Annotated in this window: 23 protein-coding genes; 6 read left to right on the forward strand and 17 right to left on the reverse strand. The window is 35.0% G+C overall.

Annotation, left to right across the window (positions count from 1 at the left end; genetic code table 11):
- Positions 1-127 precede the first annotated feature (127 nt).
- Entirely contained in the window at positions 128-2,302 is a 2,175-nt protein-coding gene (pilM, locus tag NSS71_RS12800) for a cell division protein FtsA (protein WP_047944491.1), read from the forward strand.
- A 61-nt stretch (positions 2,303-2,363) separates the two neighbouring features.
- Here pilM and ytxJ read toward each other — a convergent pair whose 3' ends face one another.
- The 3 genes from ytxJ to NSS71_RS12815 form a co-directional block, all read right to left on the reverse strand.
- The gene (gene ytxJ, locus NSS71_RS12805; RefSeq protein ID WP_047944492.1) at positions 2,364-2,696 is read right to left on the reverse strand and encodes a bacillithiol system redox-active protein YtxJ; all 333 of its coding nucleotides are present in this window, start codon (positions 2,694-2,696) and stop codon (positions 2,364-2,366) included.
- A 166-nt stretch (positions 2,697-2,862) separates the two neighbouring features.
- A complete protein-coding gene (locus NSS71_RS12810) occupies positions 2,863-3,330 on the reverse strand; it encodes a YtxH domain-containing protein (RefSeq protein ID WP_047944493.1) in 468 nt (155 codons plus the stop codon).
- Positions 3,331-3,344: 14 nt separating this feature from the next.
- Positions 3,345-3,788 carry a DUF948 domain-containing protein gene (locus tag NSS71_RS12815; RefSeq protein WP_047944494.1) on the reverse strand — a complete coding sequence of 148 codons (444 nt, stop codon included), beginning with the start codon at positions 3,786-3,788 and terminating at the stop codon, positions 3,345-3,347.
- Positions 3,789-4,026: 238 nt separating this feature from the next.
- Between NSS71_RS12815 and NSS71_RS12820 the strand changes: the two genes are divergently transcribed.
- Complete coding sequence (locus NSS71_RS12820; protein WP_047944495.1) at positions 4,027-5,142, forward strand: aminopeptidase; 1,116 nt, start codon at positions 4,027-4,029, stop codon at positions 5,140-5,142.
- Between the two features lie 110 nt (positions 5,143-5,252).
- Here NSS71_RS12820 and NSS71_RS25710 read toward each other — a convergent pair whose 3' ends face one another.
- The 7 genes from NSS71_RS25710 to NSS71_RS12850 all read right to left on the reverse strand — a co-directional run bounded on the left by NSS71_RS25710 (position 5,253) and on the right by NSS71_RS12850 (position 13,738).
- Positions 5,253-5,393, reverse strand: coding sequence for a transposase (locus NSS71_RS25710; protein WP_082138437.1), 141 nt, complete (start codon positions 5,391-5,393; stop codon positions 5,253-5,255).
- 338 nt (positions 5,394-5,731) lie between these two features.
- Positions 5,732-7,030: a UDP-N-acetylmuramate--L-alanine ligase gene (gene murC / locus NSS71_RS12825; RefSeq protein ID WP_047944496.1), complete on the reverse strand. Its 1,299-nt coding sequence runs from the start codon at positions 7,028-7,030 to the stop codon at positions 5,732-5,734.
- 257 nt (positions 7,031-7,287) lie between these two features.
- Entirely contained in the window at positions 7,288-10,038 is a 2,751-nt protein-coding gene (locus tag NSS71_RS12830; RefSeq protein ID WP_061798758.1) for a DNA translocase FtsK, read from the reverse strand.
- 394 nt (positions 10,039-10,432) lie between these two features.
- Positions 10,433-11,236, reverse strand: a complete 804-nt coding sequence (locus NSS71_RS12835; RefSeq protein ID WP_047944527.1) for a DUF1444 domain-containing protein — start codon at positions 11,234-11,236, stop codon at positions 10,433-10,435.
- Between the two features lie 317 nt (positions 11,237-11,553).
- Positions 11,554-11,868 carry a thioredoxin family protein gene (locus NSS71_RS12840; protein WP_047944498.1) on the reverse strand — a complete coding sequence of 105 codons (315 nt, stop codon included), beginning with the start codon at positions 11,866-11,868 and terminating at the stop codon, positions 11,554-11,556.
- Positions 11,869-12,025: 157 nt separating this feature from the next.
- Positions 12,026-12,538 carry a DUF84 family protein gene (locus NSS71_RS12845; protein WP_047944499.1) on the reverse strand — a complete coding sequence of 171 codons (513 nt, stop codon included), beginning with the start codon at positions 12,536-12,538 and terminating at the stop codon, positions 12,026-12,028.
- A gap of 126 nt (positions 12,539-12,664) precedes the next feature.
- Complete coding sequence (locus NSS71_RS12850; protein WP_047944500.1) at positions 12,665-13,738, reverse strand: M42 family metallopeptidase; 1,074 nt, start codon at positions 13,736-13,738, stop codon at positions 12,665-12,667.
- 258 nt (positions 13,739-13,996) lie between these two features.
- Here NSS71_RS12850 and NSS71_RS12855 point away from each other — a divergent pair, with 258 nt between their 5' ends.
- The gene (locus NSS71_RS12855) at positions 13,997-14,311 is read left to right on the forward strand and encodes a PepSY domain-containing protein (protein ID WP_047944501.1); all 315 of its coding nucleotides are present in this window, start codon (positions 13,997-13,999) and stop codon (positions 14,309-14,311) included.
- A gap of 134 nt (positions 14,312-14,445) precedes the next feature.
- Here the strand turns inward: NSS71_RS12855 and trmB are convergent, their stop codons facing one another.
- Positions 14,446-15,084: a tRNA (guanosine(46)-N7)-methyltransferase TrmB gene (gene trmB / locus NSS71_RS12860; RefSeq protein WP_047944502.1), complete on the reverse strand. Its 639-nt coding sequence runs from the start codon at positions 15,082-15,084 to the stop codon at positions 14,446-14,448.
- Positions 15,085-15,313: 229 nt separating this feature from the next.
- On the opposite strand from trmB, the gene NSS71_RS12865 reads away from it, so the two are divergent.
- A complete protein-coding gene (locus NSS71_RS12865; RefSeq protein ID WP_047944503.1) occupies positions 15,314-15,592 on the forward strand; it encodes a YtzH-like family protein in 279 nt (92 codons plus the stop codon).
- A gap of 16 nt (positions 15,593-15,608) precedes the next feature.
- On the opposite strand, the gene NSS71_RS12870 is transcribed toward NSS71_RS12865, so the two are convergent.
- The 6 genes from NSS71_RS12870 to pepV form a co-directional block, all read right to left on the reverse strand.
- Positions 15,609-16,382, reverse strand: coding sequence for a phosphotransferase family protein (locus NSS71_RS12870; RefSeq protein ID WP_047944504.1), 774 nt, complete (start codon positions 16,380-16,382; stop codon positions 15,609-15,611).
- A 457-nt stretch (positions 16,383-16,839) separates the two neighbouring features.
- A complete protein-coding gene (gene pulA, locus NSS71_RS12875; RefSeq protein WP_061798798.1) occupies positions 16,840-18,987 on the reverse strand; it encodes a type I pullulanase in 2,148 nt (715 codons plus the stop codon).
- Between the two features lie 58 nt (positions 18,988-19,045).
- Positions 19,046-20,020, reverse strand: a complete 975-nt coding sequence (locus NSS71_RS12880) for a nuclease-related domain-containing protein (RefSeq protein ID WP_061798760.1) — start codon at positions 20,018-20,020, stop codon at positions 19,046-19,048.
- Positions 20,021-20,046: 26 nt separating this feature from the next.
- Positions 20,047-20,619, reverse strand: coding sequence for an RNA 2',3'-cyclic phosphodiesterase (gene thpR, locus NSS71_RS12885; protein ID WP_061798763.1), 573 nt, complete (start codon positions 20,617-20,619; stop codon positions 20,047-20,049).
- A gap of 334 nt (positions 20,620-20,953) precedes the next feature.
- The gene (gene dat, locus NSS71_RS12890) at positions 20,954-21,814 is read right to left on the reverse strand and encodes a D-amino-acid transaminase (protein ID WP_047944507.1); all 861 of its coding nucleotides are present in this window, start codon (positions 21,812-21,814) and stop codon (positions 20,954-20,956) included.
- 24 nt (positions 21,815-21,838) lie between these two features.
- Positions 21,839-23,257 carry a dipeptidase PepV gene (pepV, locus tag NSS71_RS12895; RefSeq protein ID WP_047944508.1) on the reverse strand — a complete coding sequence of 473 codons (1,419 nt, stop codon included), beginning with the start codon at positions 23,255-23,257 and terminating at the stop codon, positions 21,839-21,841.
- 179 nt (positions 23,258-23,436) lie between these two features.
- On the opposite strand from pepV, the gene NSS71_RS12900 reads away from it, so the two are divergent.
- Together NSS71_RS12900 and NSS71_RS12905 are read left to right on the forward strand one after the other, a co-directional pair.
- Positions 23,437-23,898 carry an NUDIX hydrolase gene (locus NSS71_RS12900; protein ID WP_047944509.1) on the forward strand — a complete coding sequence of 154 codons (462 nt, stop codon included), beginning with the start codon at positions 23,437-23,439 and terminating at the stop codon, positions 23,896-23,898.
- Positions 23,899-24,295: 397 nt separating this feature from the next.
- Positions 24,296-24,517, forward strand: a complete 222-nt coding sequence (locus NSS71_RS12905; RefSeq protein ID WP_016202849.1) for a DeoR family transcriptional regulator — start codon at positions 24,296-24,298, stop codon at positions 24,515-24,517.
- Positions 24,518-24,644: the final 127 nt, after the last annotated feature.

The raw sequence follows: 24,644 nt of genomic DNA on the forward strand, positions 1-24,644 counted from the left end.
TTTATTTAATGCTTAAACGCTTTTAAGTGTTAAAGCGTTAATTTTTGTTAAGAAGTTAGATAATTGTTTCCTATAATCTATTTTATTTTTTTATAAACAATCTTTAAATAAAAAGAAGGTGTTTTCTATGCAAAAACATGAAAAACTATTTGCATTAGATATTGGTACTCGATCAGTTGTCGGAATTATCTTGGAAAAAAAAGAGGAAAGTTATCATGTAGCTGATTTATTATCCATCGAACATACAGAAAGAGCTATGTTAGATGGTCAAATACATGATGTGTTAGCTGTTTCCAAAATTATCAAAGAAATAAAAGATCAGTTAGAAATCAAACATGGACCTTTAGAAAAAGTGAGTGTCGCGGCTGCTGGAAGAGCCTTAAAAACAGAACGGGCTTCTTATGAAATGAATATAGAAAGAAAGCCGCTCATTACAAAAGAAGATATTTTACATATGGAGTTAACAGCTGTACAGCAGGCACAAAGCTCTGTCGCAGAAAAAAACGAGCGAGATAAAAGCCAATTTTATTATTGTGTGGGCTATTCCGTACTTCAATACTCTTTAGATGATCAAGCTATGGGTAGCTTAATTGATCAGCAAGGATCAATAGCGAAGGTAGAAATTATCGCAACTTTTTTGCCTAAAGTAGTTGTTGAATCATTAATCGCTGCCTTGCATCGAGCAAATTTAGAAATGCAGGCATTGACGTTAGAGCCAATTGCTGCCATTAATGTCCTAATTCCTCCATCTATGAGAAGATTAAATGTAGCTTTAGTAGACATTGGAGCAGGAACATCAGATATAGCCATAACCGATACGGGGACCGTTATTGCCTACGGGATGGTACCTGTCGCTGGAGATGAAATAACAGAAGCAATCAGCGATGCATATTTATTAGACTTTCCATTAGCCGAACAAGCCAAAAGAGAATTATCTCAAAAAGATCAGATTTCTATTTCTGATATTCTTGGCTTTACAACGGAATTGCATAAGGAAGAAGTAATTAAGGAAATTGAACCTGCTTTAGATAAATTAGCAGATACGATTTGCCGGGAGATTCTTTTACTAAACAATCATAAATCGCCTAAAGCTGTAATGCTTGTTGGTGGCGGAAGCCAAACGCCAGCTTTACAACAAAAAATGGCAGAAATGCTTAATCTGCCTTCTAACCGGGTTGCCATCAGAGGCATTGATGCAATTACTCATCTTACCTTTGAGGAAAATTTCCATTTAGGGCCGGAGCTTGTTACACCTGTTGGAATTGCTATCGCTGCTGAAAAATCACCAGTCCAATATAAAACGGTTTATATAAATGAGCAGCCAGTAAGACTATTTGAAGTAAATAAATTGACCGTCGGGGATTGTATTTTAGCCTCTGGCATTCGAATGAACCAATTATACGGAAAGCCAGGTAATGCAATGATTGTTACACTCAATAATCAAAAAATTACCATACCCGGAAGTCATGGTGAGGGACCCACTATTTTTAGAAAAGATGTCCCATGCTCTTTAGAAGATACAGTAGAAGATGGCGAAACATTAACGGTTTATCGTGGGAAAGATGGAGAACAAGCCAAAGTTCAAATAAAGGACTTACTAGATGCGGAACCTGACAAAGAAATAAAGATCAATAATAAAAGCTACACGCTTCATACCAAAATTCTTTGCAATGGGAACCCTGTTTCTGCTGAACATCCGATTGCTGACAAAGATATTATTGAATACCGAGCAGACACTACTATTCAAGAAGCTCTTGAGTCGCTTCATTTAACGAATTTAATGGAGGAGTTAAGACCTTTCCATCTGTTGATTAACGGTAAAGAGACGATCCTTCCTGCTTTCTCTGGGAAGATTGTAAAAAATGGACTTCCTTGCCGATTAAACCAATTGCTTAGTCACAAAGATGAAGTTATCCTGGAAAAAAGAAAAACACCAACTGTTCAAGAATTAGCCGAAAGAAAACAAATTTTAATGTATCAAGTGCTTCCAGTTTATTTTAATGACAAAAAGATTACACTTACAAAGCAGCTAGCACAAATACAAAGAAGAGGACAAATCCTCCAAATGGAAGATCTTTTATTCAGCGGGGATGATATTCGTATAGAACAGAAACCATTTGAAGGCTTTTTATTTCAGGACTTATTTGCATTTGTTGATATCAATATGCCACAAAGCGGCGGAGGAACTTTTCAACTATTGCGTAATGGTGAACAAGCTACATTCTTAACCCCTATAGAAAAAGGGGATAAATTATCGATTGTTTGGCCAGCTAAAACGAAAAGCTCTTCTATAAATAATTAATATTTTACATAAAAAAGGAATTCAGAATATACTCCTTCTGAATTCCTTTTTTATCGAATGTTTATAACTTATTTTCTTCACTAACTTGTTGTAAAGAAGCTGCGGTAATCTGCCCGTGAGATGCATGCCAAACAATATTATTATGAACAAAAAGCAATGCTTGTGGTGATTCATGTCTTACTTCATATTTTTCAGCAATATAATTAGATACATCTCTTGCATCTTGCACAGTTAAATAATAAGTATCAACAGCATTATTTTTCCCTTCATATTGCTTATATTCATCGAAAGCACTTGCACTAATTGGACATGTTACACTATGTTTAACCAGCCAAAAAGCATCTTTATTCTGAACTAACTCTTCGAACTTTTCGATAGTTTCTATTTTTTCCATTCTTAAAAAATCATCCTTTATCTATTTATTTATCATAAACATATAAAAAACAGTCTATATACCGTTTCCTTCTTGCATTGTTCTAAAAGACTTGGCTCTCATTGAACGCAGAAAGCAATGTGTATATAGACTGGATACTTTATCTCACTTTTATACAAAATAATGATTAATGGTTATACTTACTTTCTGTTTCATCAAATGCACGTTTGGTTTCTTCTAACTTTTGCTGAATTTCATCAAACTCAGCGTTTTTTAAGCTTGAACTTAAATCAGATGCTTCTTCTTTCAGCTCATCAAAACGGGCTGACATATTCTCTTGCCCTTTTGTATTTTTTACTTTATCCATAATTTCAGCAGACGTTTTAGTAACAGTATTACTAATTTTGCCTGTTTTGTCTTTAGCAATAGAAATAAACTCTGATCCTTTTTCTTTTACCGTATCAGTTAACTCAATTCCTTTTTCCTTGAGCATGCCAGCTTGTCCGTTTAAATCATGAAGCAGTTCTCTTCCAGGCTTTGGTGCAAGAAATAAAGCAGTTGCCGCACCGACAACCCCACCTACTATAGCACCTAATAGAAAATCCTTTGAACTTGAGCTTTCATTTGCATGGATTATTTCTTGTTCTCGCTTCATCGTAACATCCTCCTTTAATTACTTCTTACTCGTGTTCGGCTTTGTTCAGCCTTCTTAGCTCTCCATTGATCTCTAATATTCATAAACACCTTGCTATATTGAACAATTTGAGCTATTTTATCTTGATTTTTTACAAGGGTGTTTTCCACATTATTTGTAATCGCTTGAACCGATTGATTAAACCCTTGTACACTCGTACCAACATCTTTTACTGCATCAACCACAGAATTTAAACTTTCAGATTTCTGTTGAATATCTGCAGCTAAATCATTCGTTTTTTGCAATAAAATAGTTGTTTCTCTTGTGACACCATCCAGTTGCCTTTCTAACCCGACAAGTGTTTTAGAAACACTATCCAGTGTAGTATGTAATGACTTCAATGTTCTCGCAACATAAATGACAAGAATCGTAAACGCAATAGCTATTAAAGCTACACTTAAGTATAAAAGATTTACCATATTTATCGCACCTCCACTTTATTGGTCTTTTCCCAGATTCGCGTTTGCTAAAACCTTAGTTTTATTATAATTGGAAAAACTTTCAGAAACAAATGATTCTTTAGCAAGAGTAAACCTACATTCGAAGCAAGTAATTTCTTCTCCCTATTTTTCTATTTTGAGTTTTTTTATTTAAGGAAAAAATATTTTCGGGTACAATAAGAGAGTTATCACATTTTTTTAAATTTTGGAGGTACATATGAAGGATCCACGAATTGATCAACTAGCAAAAAATTTAATTAATTATTCCATTCGCTTACAAAAAGGCGAAAAAGTTCTTATTGAAAACTTTGGACTTCAAAAGGAACTTGTAAAAGCGCTTGTGCGTGAAGCATATGCAGCTGGTGGTTATCCTTTTGTTTCACTGAAAGATAATGATATTAATCGCTCCTTGCTTTTAGGCGCTCAAACAGAACAATATGAAATGATGGCCCAATTCGAAGCAAATGTCATGAGTAATATGGACGCGTACATTGGGCTTCGAGCTGGTGATAACATTAATGAGCTTGCAGACGTTCCTGCAGAACAAATGAAAATTGAAGGTGCAACCATTGGCAAAAAGGTACATAGAGAAATTCGTGTACCAAACACAAAATGGGTAGTTCTTCGTTATCCAAGCCCATCCATGGCCCAGCTTGCGAGAATGAGCACCGATGCATTTGAAGATTTTTATTTCAACGTGTGTAACCTAGATTATGGAAAAATGGATAAAGCAATGGATAATCTAGTAGAATTAATGAATCGCACGGACAAAGTTCGCTTAACTGGTCCTGGCACTGACCTAACTTTCTCTATTAAAGATATTCCGGCAATCAAATGCTCTGGTCAAATGAATATTCCTGACGGCGAGGTTTATACTGCACCTGTACGTGATTCTATTAATGGTGTACTAACCTATAATACACCTTCGCCTTATCAAGGATTCACTTTTGAAAATGTCAGCCTGAAGTTTGAAAACGGAAAAATTGTCGAAGCAACATCTAATGACTCCGAAAGATTAAATAAAATTTTAGATACAGATGAAGGTGCTCGTTATATTGGCGAATTCGCTATTGGAGTAAATCCGTATATTCTACATCCAATGCAAGATATCTTATTCGATGAAAAAATCGATGGAAGTTTCCACTTTACACCGGGTCAAGCCTATGATGATGCTTATAACGGCAATGATTCCAATATCCACTGGGATATGGTAAATATTCAACGCCCTGATTATGGTGGTGGGGAAATCTACTTTGATGATGTACTCATAAGAAAAGATGGTAAATTTGTTATTCCAGAATTAGAAGTATTAAATCCAGAAAATTTAAAGTAAACTAGAAAAAGGAGATCAGAATATTTTCATTCTGATCTCCTTTTTCAATTTATGATTTGTTTTGATCTATTCTTTATGCTCTTCTCAAGCTGTTACCAGACTCATCCAAGTCAGTTGGCCATTTTCTTTAAGTTCACGGATCCACAAGTAAACAAGGTCTGCATAGATAATTTTTTATGTCCCTTTAAAGGTGTCCATCGTATGCCATGCTTTTCTTTTGCATCAGGAACAAGTTGATCTAAAGCAATCATTTCTAATTGGTCTCTTTGAATAACTGTTTGGAAAGCATAATTTCACCTCTAAAAAATATCTATCTACATTTTAAAACCAAGAGCAGTTAAAATTCTAGACTAACATGATGAAACCAGGTTGATCGGAGCCGAAGGGGCGAGACTCCTATGGGAGATACGAGAAAGTCCGAGCGTATGCAACAAAGCGGCTCGGCACTCATGGATAGCGAACCCCTGTAGCGGAAGTCAACATCCCTATTAGAAGGAGTCACAAAAAAAGACCATAGACAAAACCTCAAATTTAAAAGAGTTTGTCTACAGTCTGAAGGAATCTGAATGTAAATTCTGATCCCTTTTTATTACCCTAATGTTTTTTCATAAGCACTTTGATATTTTTGAATATCTCCTGCACCCATAAACAAGATTACACTATTATCATGTTTTTTCAGAGAAGAAACTGTCTCTTCTGAAATAATTTTGCTTCCAGGTACCTTATCAGCTAAATCTGTAATACTTAGCTTTCCGTGATTCTCACGTGCAGAACCAAATATATCACATAGATAAGTAGAATCAGCTAAATTTAAGCTATCTGCAAATTCTTGAAGAAATGCTTGAGTACGAGAGAATGTATGTGGCTGGAATACAGCAACAATTTCTCTATCAGGATACTTTTGACGAGCAGCCTCCACCGTTGCTTTTATTTCGGTCGGATGGTGAGCATAATCATCGATAATAACCTGTGTACCAATTGTCTTTTCTGTAAATCTTCGTTTTACTCCTTCAAATGTCATTAAGCGTTCTTTAACGATTTCTGCATCTAGTTCCTCATAATGACTAAGCGTAATAACAGCTAAAGCATTTAAGATATTATGGTCCCCAAATGTCGGAATGGAGAAGGTGTTGTAATACGTATTACGTACATAAACTTCAAAAGTTGTACCTTCAGTTGTTTTTTCCACATTCCTCGCTTGGAAATCATTCTCATCTCCAAAACCATAAAATACAACTGGCACTTTTGCTTGAATCTTTTGTAAATGTTCGTCATCCCCGCAAGCAAAAATTCCTTTTTTAACTTGCCATGCCATCTCTTGAAAGGCAGAAAAAACATCTTCCACATTGGCAAAATAATCTGGATGATCAAAATCAATATTGGTCATCAATGCATAATCAGGGAAATAGGATAAGAAATGTCTGCGATATTCACATGCTTCAAAAGCAAAATATTCTGCTCCAGTTACCCCTTTCCCCGTACCATCACCAATTAAATATGCTGTAGGCTTTGCCCCCTTCATTACATGGGAAAGCAAACCAGTTGTAGATGTCTTTCCATGTGCTCCAGTTACAGCTATACTTGTAAATTGCTTCATAAAATCTCCAAGGAAACGATGGTATCGAATCACTGGAAGACCCAGCTTTACTGCTTCTTCTACTTCCTCATGTGTATCCGGAAATGCATTTCCTACAATAACATTCATTCCTGGTTGAACATTTTCACGTTGAAAAGGAAGAATTTTTATTCCAGCTTGTTCTAAAGCAATCTGAGTGAAAAATCTTTTATCCACATCAGAGCCTTGTACCTCAAAACCCATATCATGTAAAATTTGTGCTAACGCACTCATACCCGACCCTTTTATACCTACGAAGTGGTAAATAGTCATATAAAGAACCTCCAACTACGCATATCTTTTAACAGTATATGATATCCTCATTCAATTTGCTCATTGCATTTATGTATGCAACTTTGTTCACTTTATTTTTCTCATTCCATTAATTATTCATGTTTCTACAATACATTAACTTTTTTTTCCTTTTTTTATTTCACATTTATACATTATACCATCTTTCATGATGAAAAACTACGGAACAATATAATTCCAATCTATGGAAGCATTTTACGAAGTAATCCTTTCTCCGATTATTCGTTTTCCTGTAATAACAGCAATTCACTTTCTGTTATTAATACGTCTCTAGGCTTTGTTCCTCTAGCTTCTGATATAAATCCCTGCTTTTCCATCATATCAATTAATCTCGCTGCTCGATTATATCCTATTTTGAATTTCCTTTGCAGACTAGATGTAGACGCTCCACCCTGTTCAATAATAAATTCACAAGCTTCGTAAAATAATTCATCTTCTTCTTCAGACATTTGAACTTTTTTTAACAGGTCTTCTTGTTCAAATAAATATTCTGGTTTTCTTTCTTTCCTAACATGTGCCACTACCTGATCAATTTCTTCATCTGATACAAATGTACCTTGCAATCGAACGGGCTTTGATGTTCCATTTTCTAAAAATAGCATATCCCCTTTACCCAAAAGCTTCTCGGCACCACTAATATCGATGACGGTACGTGAATCAATTTGAGAGGAAACAGAAAACGCAATTCGTGTTGGAACATTTGCCTTAATTAATCCTGTAATAACATCAACTGATGGTCTTTGTGTAGCAATTAATAGGTGAATCCCGCACGCCCTTGCCTTTTGAGCTATTCTACTAATCGCTTCTTCTACATCCGCAGGTGCCATCATCATTAAATCTGCTAACTCATCAATTACGATCACTAAATATGGCAATTTCTCACTATACCTTTTATGCTCTTCTGCTAATTGATTATATTTTGTAATATCTCTAACACCAGCATGTGCTAATAGCTCATATCTTCTTTCCATCTCTTCGACAGCCCATTTTAGTGCAGCAGTTGCCGTCTTTACATCTGTAATAACAGGACTTGCTAAATGGGGAACATAATTATATGGAGCTAATTCAACCATTTTAGGATCTACTAATAAGAGCTTCAATTCCTCTGGTTTTGCTTTGTATAGTAAGCTCACAAGCATTGTATTAATACACACACTTTTTCCAGATCCAGTCGCTCCAGCTATTAATCCATGTGGCATTTTGCGTAAATCTGTAACGATTGGTTTTCCTGAAATATCCAATCCCATTGCTACCGTTAAGGGAGAGGCTGAACTTTTAAATTCTTCACTTTCCAAAATCTCTCTTATAAGTACAGGTCGACTTTTTTGGTTTGGGACTTCAATTCCTACTGTATGCTTTCCAGGAATTGGCGCCTCAATTCTGATATCTTTTGCAGCCAAACTTAATTTTAAGTCATCAGAAAGATTGGTAATTTTGCTAACCTTAACTCCTGGTTCTGGTTGTACCTCATAACGTGTTACAGAAGGTCCTTGTGTAACATTTACCACCTTTGCATGAACATTGAAATTGGTAAATGTATCGTTTAAGAGCATAGTCTGCTCTTCAATCCAACCATCCTTTTCTATTTGCAAAATGGGTGGATTCAATAAATTTTCTTCGGGAAAAACGTAATAAGGTAAGTCATTTTGTTCCTCATCTTCTTTTTCTATCATAGAGGGAACTACTACTTCTGCCTGCGACTGTGGCTTTGGCTCCTCACATATTTTTTTCTCGACTTGTTGATTTGCCAATCGTTTTCTGTCTTTATTCAGCATCAACACATTAAAAGGTAAAGGACCTTTACGAGAAATTGTCTTCTTCTCCTCTATTTTCGCCTGGGAGGCTTCTTCCTTTTTTTCTACTACTAATTCTTCATCATTTTCCTGATAAACTTCTTCTACTACTTCCGCTTCTTCAAACTTTAACAATGATTGATTATTATCAAGTTCTTGGTCTTCTATTAAACTTTCTACCTGCTCATTTACTTCCTTTTCTGCTTCCCTGGCAAAAACGCTTAGAGAAGCAACATTCTCTATCTCTAATGCACTATCAGCTCTAGAAGTTATTTCTTCAGCGAAATATTCCTCAGCTTTTATAGAAAAAGATGTATCTTGCTCCATTATCCTGTCCACTGTTACCGTTTCTTGCGCAACAGCTGTCTCAGCTTTATGCAGTTCAACTGTCTCCACATGAATTTCGCCATGTTGTTGTCCAGCTTCTTGCGTTTCTGCTGACTCTATGTTACGTTCCGCTTCTTGAAGTTCTGCTACTTCCACATTCTTTTCCGCTTCTTGTAGTTCAGATGATTCTACATTTCTTTCCTCTTCTTGCGGTTCTGCTGCTTCTACATTCCTCTCTGCTTTTTGTGATTCAGCTATCTCCACATTCTGTCGAACTTCTTGTGATTCAACCACCTCATCATTCATTCCAACAAATGTTAGTAGTTCTTCATTGCCTCTTGTTTTGTTCTGTTCTTTCTGGTTAATCCTCGCTTCTTTCGAAATTTCAACTTTTTTTTCTATTATTGGTCGTGATTCCGTAGTCCTTATCGCTTTCCTTTCTGGACGGTTATATCCATATATCGGAGAAACAACTTCTGTAGGTTTGAAAGGACGATTAGTACTATATGTATTCGATACTTTTTCTTCCTTCTGATCGCTTTTCGTCTGTTCTGCATATGGTCGTTTAAATGGTTGATCGTTTTCACGTCTATTCTCTTGGAAGGCTTGCCTAGGTTCCCTTCTTTTCCTTCTATCCATCTCTTTCTTATCATCTATCTCTTCATCAGGAATTAGTGGAAAGCGAAAGTTCCCTTTCGGATATTGATAAATAATCTTTGAATCTATCTCTTTCTTCCATGCCGTAGACTCCATTTTCGGTTGCTGTTCTGCTTCAACCGATTCTTCAACTTGGTTCAGCTCCTCTTCTTCACTAGCAAACTGTTTAAATACTTTTTTGAACCAATTCACACGTAATCACTCTTTCTTTCCAATCTCATTACTATTTTAACAGTTATGTTCAGAATTTCGAGCACTATTTTTTAACAACTCTCCCTTTCCCTCTTTAGCAGAAGGTTAAACAAAGATAAATTCCCTCTTTGTTTTTTTAAATTGCCAACGCTCCAACAACTCTGGTTCTATAACTAGATACATTTATATATAGCAATTAAAAAAGAGACACTTTTTGAAAGTTTGTATATCCTAATTGCCTCTTTCATTAAGTCTCTCTTTTTTTCAGGTTAAAACAGGGAACTTATAGAAACATTCTAGCTTTTCAATCTACATAATTGTTATTTTAGTATAAAAATATTTCAATTAGATGTCATTCAAAAGTAAATTATAAATCGATTTGATTACATTGTCCCTATTCTTTTCCTCTTTTTTTATTTTTACCTAAAATAAATATAGGCTCTAATTCGCCACCCTCATACAGGAAAGATAGTGCTGTAATTGGAACTCTTCCGCTCGCAAAGAAACTCATCGTCATTTGAGCGAGGATATCGTATCCTGTTTCATTCCGAATATCACCTATAATAAGTACATCTTGATGAGGAACAGCTACCGTCATTGTGCCTTCACACTGATCATACATATCCTTTAAAAAGGCATCATTTAATATTCGACTTGCATCATAGCCATCATTGCTGTTTATAAAATAAAAAACATTACCAGCAACACTATCTGCTTTTACATTTGTGGATAAAGATCTTACATTAAAAAGAGCCATTTCCTTAATCGAAGCGGAAGACCAATTTTCTTTTTCCATCAATCTCTCATCAATAAGACGATAGGTATTCCCCATATCCAAAGCATAATATACTCTGGTTTCTGCCGTATGCTCTTCTGTTATAAAGGGAATTTCCTCATTTGATTGTTGAGGAAAAGAAGTAGAACGAATCACAGGAAATATTTTTTTCTCTTTTCCTTCTATTTCTTCATCTTTTTCAATTGCTCCTAAGCCATGTTCAATATAATAAACAATCTCATCGACTGCTTTTTCTTTTTTTGTTTCCCATTTTGCAATTATTTCAGGCAAGGAAACGGTAACTCCCTTTCCCGTTGCTTTACTTTCTATACGTACTTGATCTTTTTTACTATCAAATGTAAAAGTTCGATCCTCGTTACTTATTCGCTGCATGAGCATATCCTTCATTTTTTTACTTGTCATTTTCATTCTTGTTTCACTTCCGTCCTCTTCAATTTCTTCCTATTTATTATACTCTAAATGAATCGATAATCATCTTTTTAATAGGCAGTTTTTCTTGTAATCAATGGAAAAAGGTTATCTCCACTTAAAATATAGCAGGGAACTACGTCCCTTTCCAAGCTACATTTTATATAGGAGACAACCTTCTATAAGATAAACGTTTATTTTTACATATTACAGCAAAATAAAGAAAAAAATTCTCTACTGACTAAATAAGCCTTGACTATCCTTACTTGTGTTGAGAATAGGATAAATCATTCTATCGCCTATTGTTTTCCCTATAAAGATTCAATGAACTTTTCAATTTCTTCCTGTGTTTTTCGATCCTTGCTTACAAATCTGCCAAGTTCTTTCCCGCCCTCAAAAGCGATAAAGCTTGGAATACCAAATACATCTAGTTCTATACAAGTATCAATAAATTTATCGCGATCAACATGTATAAATGTATATTGATCAAATTTCGCTTCTACTTCTGACATAAATGGTTCGATAAATCGACAGTCTCCACACCATTCTGCTGAAAAAAGAAATATATGTTTCTCTGGACTATTTTTAAGCTCTGCAAATTCGTCTGCTGATTGTAAATGTTTCAATGTAAATGCCCCCTTCATAATATGTACCCTTTCATAAATAGTATCAGAATTATAGGTTCCTCACTACTAATATGCTTTCCTATTGCTACATTTTTATCACTTAATAGGAAAGCTTTTTCTATTTAAATTCAGCTAATTTCCAAAGTTCCTCTAGCTCTTATTTTCCTTGATATTCCAGTTGACCTAGAAGCAATTCAACAACATGTTCAAACATAGCAGTCCTATTAATTCTGCCGTTTGTGAATATTCCTATAGCACCTTCTGTTGAGCGAACATTTTCCTTTTGGGCATATTCATCCATAACCGGACCTAGTTCTCTTCCTGCAACTAGTTTTGTTTCAATTTCCTTTGGTAGTGGAATTCTTGCTCCACTAGCTATATAGGTGGTTCCATCCCTCCCAACAAGCGCTCCCCAATTAGTTAAAAAGAGAATACCATTTGTTCGGTGGACGCCTCCTTCTAAGCCAATCCCTATCTCGCCGGCTCCTTCCTGCAATGCAGCCTTCGCTCGGTTAATGGCTCCTTTGATCGTTTCCTCATCTGAAAATGGCTGTTCGCTTACCCCAGAGCTCACATTAAATGTAGCAAACTCTATAGTCATATCTTTTTCTAAACAGTTTTTTACTGCTTTTACTTTTGCTTTATTATTGGTGCCAATACAAACTTTCACTTTGCTTCACTCCTAATATAATGACCAAACAGTTTATAAAAAAGGTATCTCACATATACCAATCGTATTGGAGATACCTTTAATTAAATTTTTTAAGATGAATTATCTATAAAATAGTTTTGTTTTTTATTGATTTGCACGTAGTGTTTCAATGGTTGTATGATCCGTCGTTTTTACTAATTTAGTTAACAGTTCTTTTGCAGCCGCATAATCATCGATGTGGATAATAGAAGCACTTGTATGAATATAACGTGAGCATATGCCAATAACAGCACTAGGTACACCATTATTTGAAATATGAACCTGTCCCGCATCCGTTCCGCCTGGTGAAATAAAGTACTGATAGGCAATATTATTAGATTCCGCTGTATCTAAAATAAATTCTCTCATCCCTTTATGCATAACCATCGTTGCATCATAAATGCGTAACAATGCTCCTTTTCCAAGCTGACCAAATTGGTTTTTATCACCTGATGCATCATTTGCAGGACTTGCGTCTAAAGCATAAAATACATCTGGCTTAATCATATTAGCTGCAGTTCTAGCTCCTCTAAGACCTACTTCCTCTTGCACAGTAGCCCCAGAATATAAGATATTTGGAATCTCCTCTTCTTGAAGATTCTTTAACAATTCAATCGCTAAACCACAACCATAACGATTATCCCATGCTTTTGCCATAATTTTCTTTTCATTAGCCATTGGCGTAAATGGACAAATTGGCACAATCATTTGACCAGGCTTAATCCCAATTTTCAATGCATCTTCCTTATCATCCGCTCCGATATCGATCAGCATATTTTTTATATCCATTGGTTTACTTCTTAAGGCTTCGTCCAATAGATGTGGAGGAATCGAACCGATTACCCCAATAACAGGTCCTTTATTAGTTATAATCTGTACTCTTTGTGCTAAAAGGACTTGACTCCACCAGCCACCGATAGGCTGAAAACGAATCATTCCGTTATCCGTGATTGCTGTAACCATAAAACCAACCTCATCCATATGTCCGGCAACCATAACTGTTGGTCCATTTTCCGTTCCTCTTTTTACCCCAAAGATACTGCCAAGGTTATCTTGCACGATTTCATTTGTATAAAGACTTAATTGTTCTTTCATAAATTTTCGAACTTGATGTTCATTTCCAGCTACTCCCGGAAGTTCCGTTAATGTTCGGAACATATCTAATGTTTGTTGTTCCATTCTAGTTAAACCCCTTTAATAACTATGTATTTTAATAATATATTTATTGTACCGAAATATCTAACTGCATACCACTACTTTCCTCTACCCAATTAGAAATTATCCAATTTAAAACTTAGAACCAGTTTTCAGGAAGAAGTCGGCTAATCATTTCTTCTATGATATAAATTAGTTATAATAACAATATCTACTTTTTTGTAGTTTGAAGTACTTAGCCTAATACAAGAAAATACGACACAAAAAATAAGGAGTTCTATTATGAATTGGAAACATATCATAGGCGGTGTTGTGGCAGGACTAGCCGCAAGCTATATCGTAAAAGAAGTCATTGCTAAAAATAGTAGTCTTTCGGGTGACCAGGTCTTATCTTTAGCTAAAACAGCTTTTAAAGAAAAGGGACCGATTAATGGATCTTGGATAAATATGGAGAAAGAAATACTTCATACGCGCGAATCTTCCCTTACTGTTTATAGAGGTGGTATCACGCGCTTGAATGGTGATACCCAAGAAGTATATGAATTCATTTCAGATAGTGAGACAGGCAGAATTCTTGATGTTAATCAATTATCTTAACTTTTATTTTAGCGATAATAAATGGCTTTTAACAAATATAAAACCCAACCAACGATACGAAATGTTTTTGGAATTCCGCATCATTGGTTGGGTATATCTCGGCTGGAAAGCTTACTCTCCAACCTCTTTTCCCCTTATTTAAATTGCACTTCACAACGATAAATTCTATTGCCTCTATTGGAAAATTTCTCTTCATATTCAGTCATGATATTGCCCTCATAATCGCTGTTATGCAAATCAAGGCTTACATATTTTAAAAGCATTCCATATTCAGAAAAACTCTTAAGAGAGTATTCAAACAGCCCTTGGTTATCTGTTTTAAAATGCACTTCTCCTTTATCAATTAGGACTGATTGATAAGAATCCAAGAACGTTTTATACGTTAGTCTCCGTTTTTCGTGTCTTGTTTTTGGCCAAGGATCTGAAAAATTCAAATAAACTCGGGCAATTTCTCCTTTTTCAAAATAATCCTTAAGCTTTTCTGCATTTATATTCATTAACTTCAAGTTTGGTACTTCTGCTTCAATTAATCGATCTAACGCAGAAACTATGACACTTTCCTGAAGTTCTACGCCGATATAATTAATGGAAGGATTTGCTTTTGCCATTTCTGTGATAAATCTACCTTTTCCAGTTCCAATCTCAATATGGATCGGCCCTTTTTGACTAAATGCCTGATCCCATTTACCTTTCCAATCTTCCGGGGTTTGGATAACATATTGCGGATATGCGCTTAATTTATCTTTCGCCCATGGTTTATGTCTTAATCGCATGTGGACACTCCTTATTAATAACTATCGTTTCAAACAATATCATGCATTATACATCGATGCAATACTCTTTTCTTGGCAATTGATTATTTTTGAAGGATAAATTTACATTAGGAACATTTGAATAAAGAAAAAAAGAATTCACAACCTATAAGTGAATTCCTTAACTGGTATTTGAAAAGAATGATTTTACTCTTTTCATACTAGAACCTATAGAAAGGGTGTTCTAAGTATGCCTATAAACCACGAGCATCAATTAGCATTATTAGCCGATATTCTTAGTAATCAACAAACAGACTGCTGTGGATCTGTAGCGGAATGCGAGCAGATCGAGAGATTGATTACTTCTTTAAGAACCAATGATCAAATTGATCAAAATATCCTTCCGATTTTAGAGGAAGTACATCTTTACAGCAAGCAAGGTGTCAATGCCTCCAATTTAGACAATCATATTCATTCACACCAAGACCAATTATCGCAATGGGTAGATGGAATTAACAATTTATCTTAAAAAGGTAAATGGCCGATTAATCAATGTCATGTAAAAATTGCATCCATTTTTGCATTTCGCTATATCGGCCTTTTTTCTTATACCAACGTATGGAATTAATCGTTTGAGCAATAACATACCATTTCATTCTTAAGGATAAATGATCGGTTAGTTCATACCCGTAAGTATGTAACCAATTTTTCCAATCTTCTTTTGGAATATACCAATAAAGTAACATGCCTAAATCAATTGCTGGATCTGCAATCATTGCACCATCCCAGTCAATTAAATACAACTGGTTGTCTTCAGAAAGCAGCCAGTTGTTATGATTTACATCACAATGACAAACGACATGCTCTGTTGTTTTGATAAATGGAAGATTCTCCTCTAAAAATTGGATATAACGAGTGATATCTTCGTTATCTTTTAATTCATCGTCTATTTCTGCTTTTATGACTGACAAAATCATTTCAGGATGAAAAGATGTTTTACCTAGTCTTTTGAGCATCTCTAATAAAGGCTTAGAGGTATGAATTTTTTTGAGTAACATGGTTACTCTTTCATCCGTCATATCCGAATGACCAAATTCTCTACCAATCAGCCATTGCTGGGCAGTAAAAACATCTCCGTTTTCAAATCTTTTTGTCCAAACAAGTTTTGGGACAATTCCTTCTGCTGACAGCACAGCTAAAAATGGAGACGAATTTCGTTTTAAAAAAAGCTTCTGTCCATTATTTTGTGCAAAAAAGGCTTCGCCTGTTTCTCCACCTGCAGGAGTTATTTCCCAATCTTGCCCTAATAAATGTTCCAAAATTGTTCACCTACTATATATTATGCTCCAAAAAAAAGATGAGAAATTCCTGTTTGAGTCTTTTTTGTCCTAAATTTGTAGGAAGAACAAACAAAAATGGTTATTAGCTATTCATCAATTATAGTAAATTATACTCATCGTACAGCTATCAATCTTTAACTAGCACATATGTGCCTAAAATTTAATGAGATAAAAAAGAAAAAGGACATAGTATCCATACAATTATACTATGTATCCAATATTTCCAATCATTTTATATTAAATTTTACTTAAATACTTATTTTTAATTGAAAGTTTCTCATTTAAATATTATCTCTTATTTCATTTTTTAGTCAAGTGAATCTCCAGTTAAAATAAATATTTCTATTAAAAAAATATCGGATTCTCCTATTAAGAACATCTCTTGTTAAATTCCCACTATTCAAGCAATAGATAATCTCACTTGCCAAATAGCATACTATTTGGCAAGTATCGTTACACTGCTTGGGTTAACTATTAGGCTATCTCCATGTATTGTTGGATAGTCGTCTTCATATACGATTCCGTCTTCCACAAGTATCTTCCATTCATCTTCCGGACAAAAGCCTTCCTCGGCAGAATCATTACCATTTATCAATACGATGATAGTTTCCCATTCTCCAAGTTGCTGCAAATCATCTAAACAATACTGGATAATGTTATTTGCTTGCTGATTTATGGTTACATGTTTTTGGATTTCCTGCACAGATCGTAAGCGAAAAGCACGATTATTTTTTCTTAGGGAAATTAATCCTTTTATATAGTCAACATTCATTAAGAATTGGTCTTTTCTATTCCAATCTAACTGATTAATCTCATCAGGCGATTGATAACTATTTTCCACACCAAATTTTGTGCGGAAAAATTCCTGTCCTGAATGCAAGAAAGGGATTCCCTGACTTATAAGAACGAGAGAAGTTGCCAGTCGATGTTTTCTCCTTTTCTCTTCATCTGATGCCTCTGGAAAACAAATATCAATTTTATCCCATAATGTATGATTATCATGTGATTCCACATAGTTTACAGATTGCCCTGGTTCAAGAAACATGCCACCCTCTTTATAGATTCCAACGCTTCCAGCTAATAATTCAGCAATTTCTCCTTTATATTGCTTATTTCCAAGCGCGTACCCTCGATCATATTGATCAAAGGTGCTCCCCTTTATTTTATCTCTAAATTGATCATTAAACTGGCCAATACCAGGCAGCGACTGTTGATTAGCAATAATGGCTTTCTCATCATGGTTGATAGGAGTTGCAAGATCCCAGCCTTCTCCAATAATTATGATGCTCTTATCAATATTATCACAAATTGACCGGACTTCATTCATAGTTTGGCAATCAAGTATCCCCATCAAATCGAACCGTAATCCATCTATTTGATACTCTTCTATCCAAAAACGAACGGAATCCACAATGAATCTCCTTACCATCGATCGTTCAGAAGCAATGTCATTCCCTACTCCAGTTCCATTTGCTGGCATACCATGCTTATCATAGCGGAAGTAATAACCTGGAACGATTTTTTCAAAAGAGGAATCTTCCTTTTTATAGACATGATTATACACAACATCCAAAATGACACGAATGCCTTGTTCCTGTACAGCATGAATCATTTCTTTCAATTCATTAATTCTTACATAAGGATCCATTGGGTTTGTTGAGTAACTGCCCTCTGGAACATTATAATGGGAAGGGTTATAGCCCCAATTATATTTTTTTAGTACCTCTAACTCATCAATTTCTTCAAAGTCATGTACTGGGAGAAACTCTATATGGGTAACACCTAAGTTTTTAATATAGGTTAGTCCTGACAGATTGTTTCGGGGCGTACGCGTATTTAATTCTGCCACTCCAACATATTTGCCCTTTTGCTGAATTCCACTGTCAGGATGTATCGTTAAATCGCGAATATGCGCTTCGTAGATGATACTATCTACACTCTGTTCTAACGGCGGCAAGACTGGTTTCTGCCTTTTGGTTTTATTTAAGTCAACGATTACTCCTGTTTCCCCATTTACAGAAACAGCGACAGCATATGGATCAATCGCTTCTTTCCATTCCAAGTTAATAAGGACTAGATAGCTGTAATAATAACCTTCCAAATCTGCTAAATAGGTTGTTTTCCAAACGCCTTTTTCTTGTCTTTCCATCTCTACGATTCGTCTTTCCTTACTAGATGAATCTGGGGATTGCAGCACTAATTTCACTTGTTGGGCAGTGGGAGCCCACAGATAGAAAGTGCTCTGATCGGAAGCATAATGAACACCTAGTGGTCCATCATAATAAAATTGCTTATCAAATAAAGGTGTTCTGATAACCGCACCTATCTGTAAATCTGTCACACCTTTATTTCCATCTTCAACTTCATATTTTTGTCCGATTTGTATCTTATCATGCGCACGGCATTTGTACTTGACGAAATGCTGCATTTTTTCTTTGGATTCAATCACAAGATTAGTAGCTTGTTTATCCCCTCTTAATATAAATGATGTTGATTCCCCATGAAAATACGAATAGGGAAGTAGAACAGTTATTAATGACATTTCATCTAAATAGGCAAAGAAACTCCTTCTTATCGATAACAAATCCCTCAACTCCCTTTTCTCATGAAAATCCATCTATTCTCAACTTCCCCATTATTGCTTATGATTCCTCTGTATCCCATTCATACCTTCTTTTTGAATTCGTCAAACCATAATGTAAAAGACTTTCTGCTGCTTTTAATTGAATTGCTTTAATTGGCGAATGGTTATTTCTCATTTTATAAAACCAATCTTCATAGTTTCTTTTTTCGATAATTTTCAAATCATATGGTGGTGCTGGAAAATCAACATAGCCATTTCGAGTAAGAATTACTTTTTGTACAGGTAAAGTGATGTCATACTTTTCTAGAATACCCTTTACAATTTTCTCTGTTCTGTTTATAGATATGACAGGACTAAGAATCTTTTTCTCCTTATCCCCCTTTTTTTTAAGCCAAAATTTATCATTCGAACCAACAAATACTGCTGAGTTCTCCGCTTCTAGAACATGTATACACCAAACTTCTGTTGGTGTAACTATAATGGTGTCCAATTCAACCGGAGCATTCTTCAATTGGAACAGCGGTTGATAGAGAACCAAAAATGTATCTGGGAATCTTTGCAAGAAATATTTTAATAAATCATCATAATAAAGTGTTTTTTTTACTTCTGACATTTCTGTGAGCGTAGAACTGGCCCATTTTAGCTGAAATTCAAATAATTGATTTAGAAATTGCTGTTTTAACTCATCGATTGATTGTGGATGTTTATATTTTTTGGCATCGTAATCGAAGTCTAGTTCTTCTTCATCTTCTTCCTTTTTTTGGCTATCATTTATTTTTGCCACTTCTGTTTCTTCCAACTTATTGCGATTTAAGATAGTTTTCTTTACTCTTTCCAGCAAAGTCGGTTTTTCCATTAACCAGTTGTCTTCTATTGGGTTCTCTATGTAAAAGAGACTTCTGTCTTTTGTATCAAAAGCTCTCTTTAGCCCTGTCCACTGTTGCTTTTTTAAACGAACGAAACGTGATGGATACAAGACGATGTTCTGCTCATATCGCGAAACGTAATCTTGTAATTTGATTAACTGCGCCAAGCTTTTCCCCCCTATATTACATGTTTCTATTGCTTGTGATTATGAAAGCTGTAACTTTTTATTATCTCATATTTAGGTATTTTATCCATATGTGTTTGAAACAGATGAATACTATCAATATTAGAAATTAAATTTTTAGGCAATGCAAACTCGTTTAACTCCTGCTCTGAAAAGATGGAGTCTTCCTTCCATTTTCTTGCTAAAGTCATATGTGGATGAAATGGCCGCGTTTCTAACTGAAAACCAGCCTTGCTGCTTGCAGCAAAGACCTGATTTCTTAACTCAACCAGTTTCTGCTCTTCTTTCATCCCTGCCCAGAATATCCTCGGACTTTGTCGCTGGCCGAAAACACCCAAATGATCTATATGTATTTGAAAATCGGTACTTAAAGGGAATTGATTTAAAAGAGTTTGTAACTTTTCCCTTTGTTCATCGGAGGCACTTCCTAAAAAGGCAAGTGTAATATGATAATCTAAAGGATGTACCCATCTTTTAAAAGGAAATTTTATTTGTAACTCTTTTCGCATCTTTTCTATTTCATTTATAACTTGTACATCTGGCTTAATACCAATAAAATAATGCGGAATAGTCGTTTTCATATCTAATCTTCCTTTTAGCCTTTTTCTCCAGAGTGTTGTTTCCTCATAAAATTCATTAAATTCCGGCCCCTTAATGCATGACCTGGCATCCTTTATAAGAAATATACTTTATGGAGAACAGCCTGTCTTTGTTTTGTCTTTGCTCCTAGTAACTTTATTCTATTATATAACCTATCGGATTAATTTTAACCGTATCTGTACGATGTTTTAGAAATATATATCTTACTATACCTTATTTTCCATTGAATTACTTTCTTAAAAAAAATGAGTTGTCTCAGAGACATGGCTATTAGCCAGACTGAAACAACTCATTTTTATTTTTATTTAGCAAATGCTAATTGCTTATTTGTCCACACTCACTAATGATTGCTTCAACAAATAAATTTTGGAGTTTTTTTGTCATTTCTCCAACTTTTCCTTCCTTAACGGGGACATTATTCACAGAAACGATTGGTGTAACTTCGGAAGTTGTGCTGGATAAAAAAACTTCGTCTGCATCGATTAAATCTTCGATAGAAAATGCCTTTTCTTCAACCTCAATCCCATTTTCGCCACATAATTGAATAATTTTTTGTCTGGTAATTCCATTTAATATAAATTGATTCGCTTCATGTGTTTGAATCTTTTCTCCATTTACAATCCATATATTTGAAGAGCTTCCTTCTGTTACAGATAATTCTCTATACTGGATGCTTTCATAACAATCTGCTTCTGTAGCTTTTTGTTTCGCCATTACATTACCAAGCAAATTTAAACTTTTTATATCACATCTTGACCATCTAATATCTTCTACTGTAATGGTACTCACCCCATTCTCTAGATTATCAAGTGGTCTATTTAACATCTTAGTATAAGCTACAAACGTTGGAGTAACAGCTTCTGTTGGGTAACTATGATTTCGCGGGCTCACGCCTCTTGTGAATTGCATATAAATGATACCGGTGCTTAATGAGTTTTTGGCAATTAACTCTTCTAAAAGAGTGGTTAATTCTGAGATAGAATAAGAAATAGCTATGCCTATTTTCTCACTGCTTGCAGATAATCGTTCAAGATGTTCCTTTGCCATGAACATTTTACCATTGTACACACGGATTACTTCATATATTCCATCGCCAAACTGATAACCTCTATCTTCAATATCTACTTTCGCTTGTTCTCTTGGTATAAATTCCCCATTCATTAACACCATTCTCATTTTCTCTTCTCCTTTAATAAAACTTTATTTAGCTAATTCATATATTGCTTGTGCATAAATAGCAGTTGCCTTCAACAAATCTTCTATATACATATATTCATCTTTTTTGTGTGCAATATCTTCTCTTCCTGGAAAGAGTGGTCCGAATGCAACCCCTTTTTCTAGCGATCTGGCATAAGTGCCTCCACCAATTGATAATAGCTTCGCCTTTTCACCAGTTTGCTCTTCATAGACCTTACTTAGTGTCTGAATTAATTCAGAGTCTTTTTCTACATAATGCGGTTTAGAATCCGAAAAGTTTTCAAGACTGAAATTATATTCTGCTAGTAATTTTATTAATTTTTCTTTTGTTTGATCCATATCATTTGTGACAGGATAACGTACTGTCTGTCCTATTTTTCCACCATGATCTGCCTGATAATCCAAAATCCCAGCATTTAGGGTCAGCTCTCCTGTTATCTCATCCTCATAATCGATACCAAGTTTTTTTCCTCTAGAATCATTCACAAAGAAGTTTTTTACAAATTGAAAATAATGGTCCGCTTTTTCATCCAATTCTAACTCTACGAGAAAATTAGCCAGCTTTAATCCAGCATTTATCCCATTATTAGGCTCTAGACCATGTGCTGAAACTCCTTCTAACTCTAAAACTAAATCGCCATTATCAACTAAATAGCGGCCAGGGATATTTTCAAGTTTCAAATAATTTTGATATCGTTGAATAACCTCCGTTTGCGCTCCTTCTTTGACTTCTAACACAGCTTGCGCAAAGTCTGGGACCATATTATATCTTCTACCTGATGAAAAACGGAGAATTTTAACTTCACCAGAATCGCTAGATGCTTCAGTGTATTTTTGTACGATGTCAAAATCAGAAATTCCTTTTTCCGCATAAATAATCGGAAAATCTGCATCAGGGGCAAATCCGATTGTAGGCATACTTTCTTCTTGGAAATAAGTATCTACACATCTCCAATCACTTTCTTCATCGGTTCCAATAATCATTCGAATCTCTTTCGTTAAGGGAAGGTGCAGCTCCTTCACAATTTTCATTGCATAGTAAGCAGCCATTGTAGGGCCTTTATCATCTAAAGCGCCTCTTGCGAATATTTTACCATCGCGAATCTCTGCCTTGTAAGGGTCACTTGTCCATCCATCTCCCTCAGGAACAACATCTACATGGCAAAGAACCCCAACGCTTTCTGCCCCCTCACCATAAAGTAAATGTCCAGCAACATTTTTTACATTCTTACTAACAAAACCATCTTTTTCACCTAATGATAGCATATAGGTTAATGCCTCTTTCACGCCTTTTCCAAAAGGTGCATCCTCTGTTGCATTTTCTTCATCTAACACACTCTTTATTTGTAACAGCCCTTGCAAATCCTTAATAAAACTATCTTTACGATTATGTACTTCATTTAACCAATCAATTGAACTCATAGCTGCCTCCTTGCAAGCTTATAAATATATTATAGGAAAAACATATCATAAAACGCTTTATATGAAAAATAAAAGCTTTAAATCCCTATTTCACTAAATTATTATTAAGTATAGTATACCTTTTATTAAAAACAAAGCTATACTATATTTAATCTAGCATATGGAAGGAATGTATTTAATTGGGATATGTAGAAGATTTAAGAAAGCTTGTCGGAAAAATGCCTGTTATTCTCGTTGGAGCCGTAGTTATCCTGTTCACTAAAGACCAGAAAGTACTTTTGCAAGAGAGAAAACATCCTAAACATGTGTGGGGTTTACCCGGTGGATTAATGGAATTAGGAGAAAGTACAGAAGAAACAGCAAAACGAGAAGTTTTCGAAGAAACGGGTCTTCAAGTAATGAATCTTCAATTACTATCCGTTTATTCTGGAAAAGATTATTTTGCGGTGGCAGCAAATGGAGATCCATTTTACACTGTAACAACTGCCTACTGCACTTCAGAATATGAAGGAAAGCTCAAAAATGATCAAGAAGAGGCATTCAGTCTCCGATATTTCAATTTTGATGAACTACCAGAAAAAATGGTCGGGAGCCATCGAAGAATGATTGAGGATTTTAAAATGAATATAAAGGAAATTTAAAAAAGCTTATCCGTTTTATTTTTTATTCCATTTGGTTTATCAACCATAAAAATCGGGAAATAAAATTATTTACTTACTTTTTGCATTTTTATTCATATCATAAACATAAATTCCATATGATGAATGTAAAGAAACCCTGCAGGGGGTGGTAAATTAAGACATAAATAAGCAAATATTTTGTAAATTAACGCAAATAATGTAGAATATATTAGTAAATAGGGGTACAATATTTATATAGAATTTCATTCTATTAACTATTTCACTATTTATTTAACCAGTTGAAAAGGGGTTGTCTGTGGAAAAGAAAATTACATACGCTTGAAGATTTTACTCTTCAAATAAGCTGTCGGTCGCTGGAATTTGCCAAAGGTTTGAAAAAAGGATAGGGAGTGGTTTATTGAAACCTTCAACTAACCGGATGTTAAACCGTATCAAATCCGTCTACATGTTTATTAGTAAGCGTGGAACTGTTACAACACAAGAGCTAGTGGAGGAATTTGGTATTACTCCGCGAACGATTCAAAGAGATTTGAATGTGTTAGCTTATAATGACTTGGTACAAAGTCCAAGTCGTGGAAAATGGACAACAACTAGAAAAAAAGTAAAAATGACATCCTAAAACGAATGGAACGAACTTAAGATTAAAATTTGTATAATAAAAAGCAAAAACCTTACTAGATTTTCAGGAAAGGATTGATATTTTCCTAAAATCCAAGTAAGGTTTTTACTTTCATTCCGCTAATAGG

Source organism: Niallia sp. FSL W8-0951 (assembly GCF_038006525.1).
GTDB lineage: Bacteria > Bacillota > Bacilli > Bacillales > Cytobacillaceae > Niallia > Niallia circulans.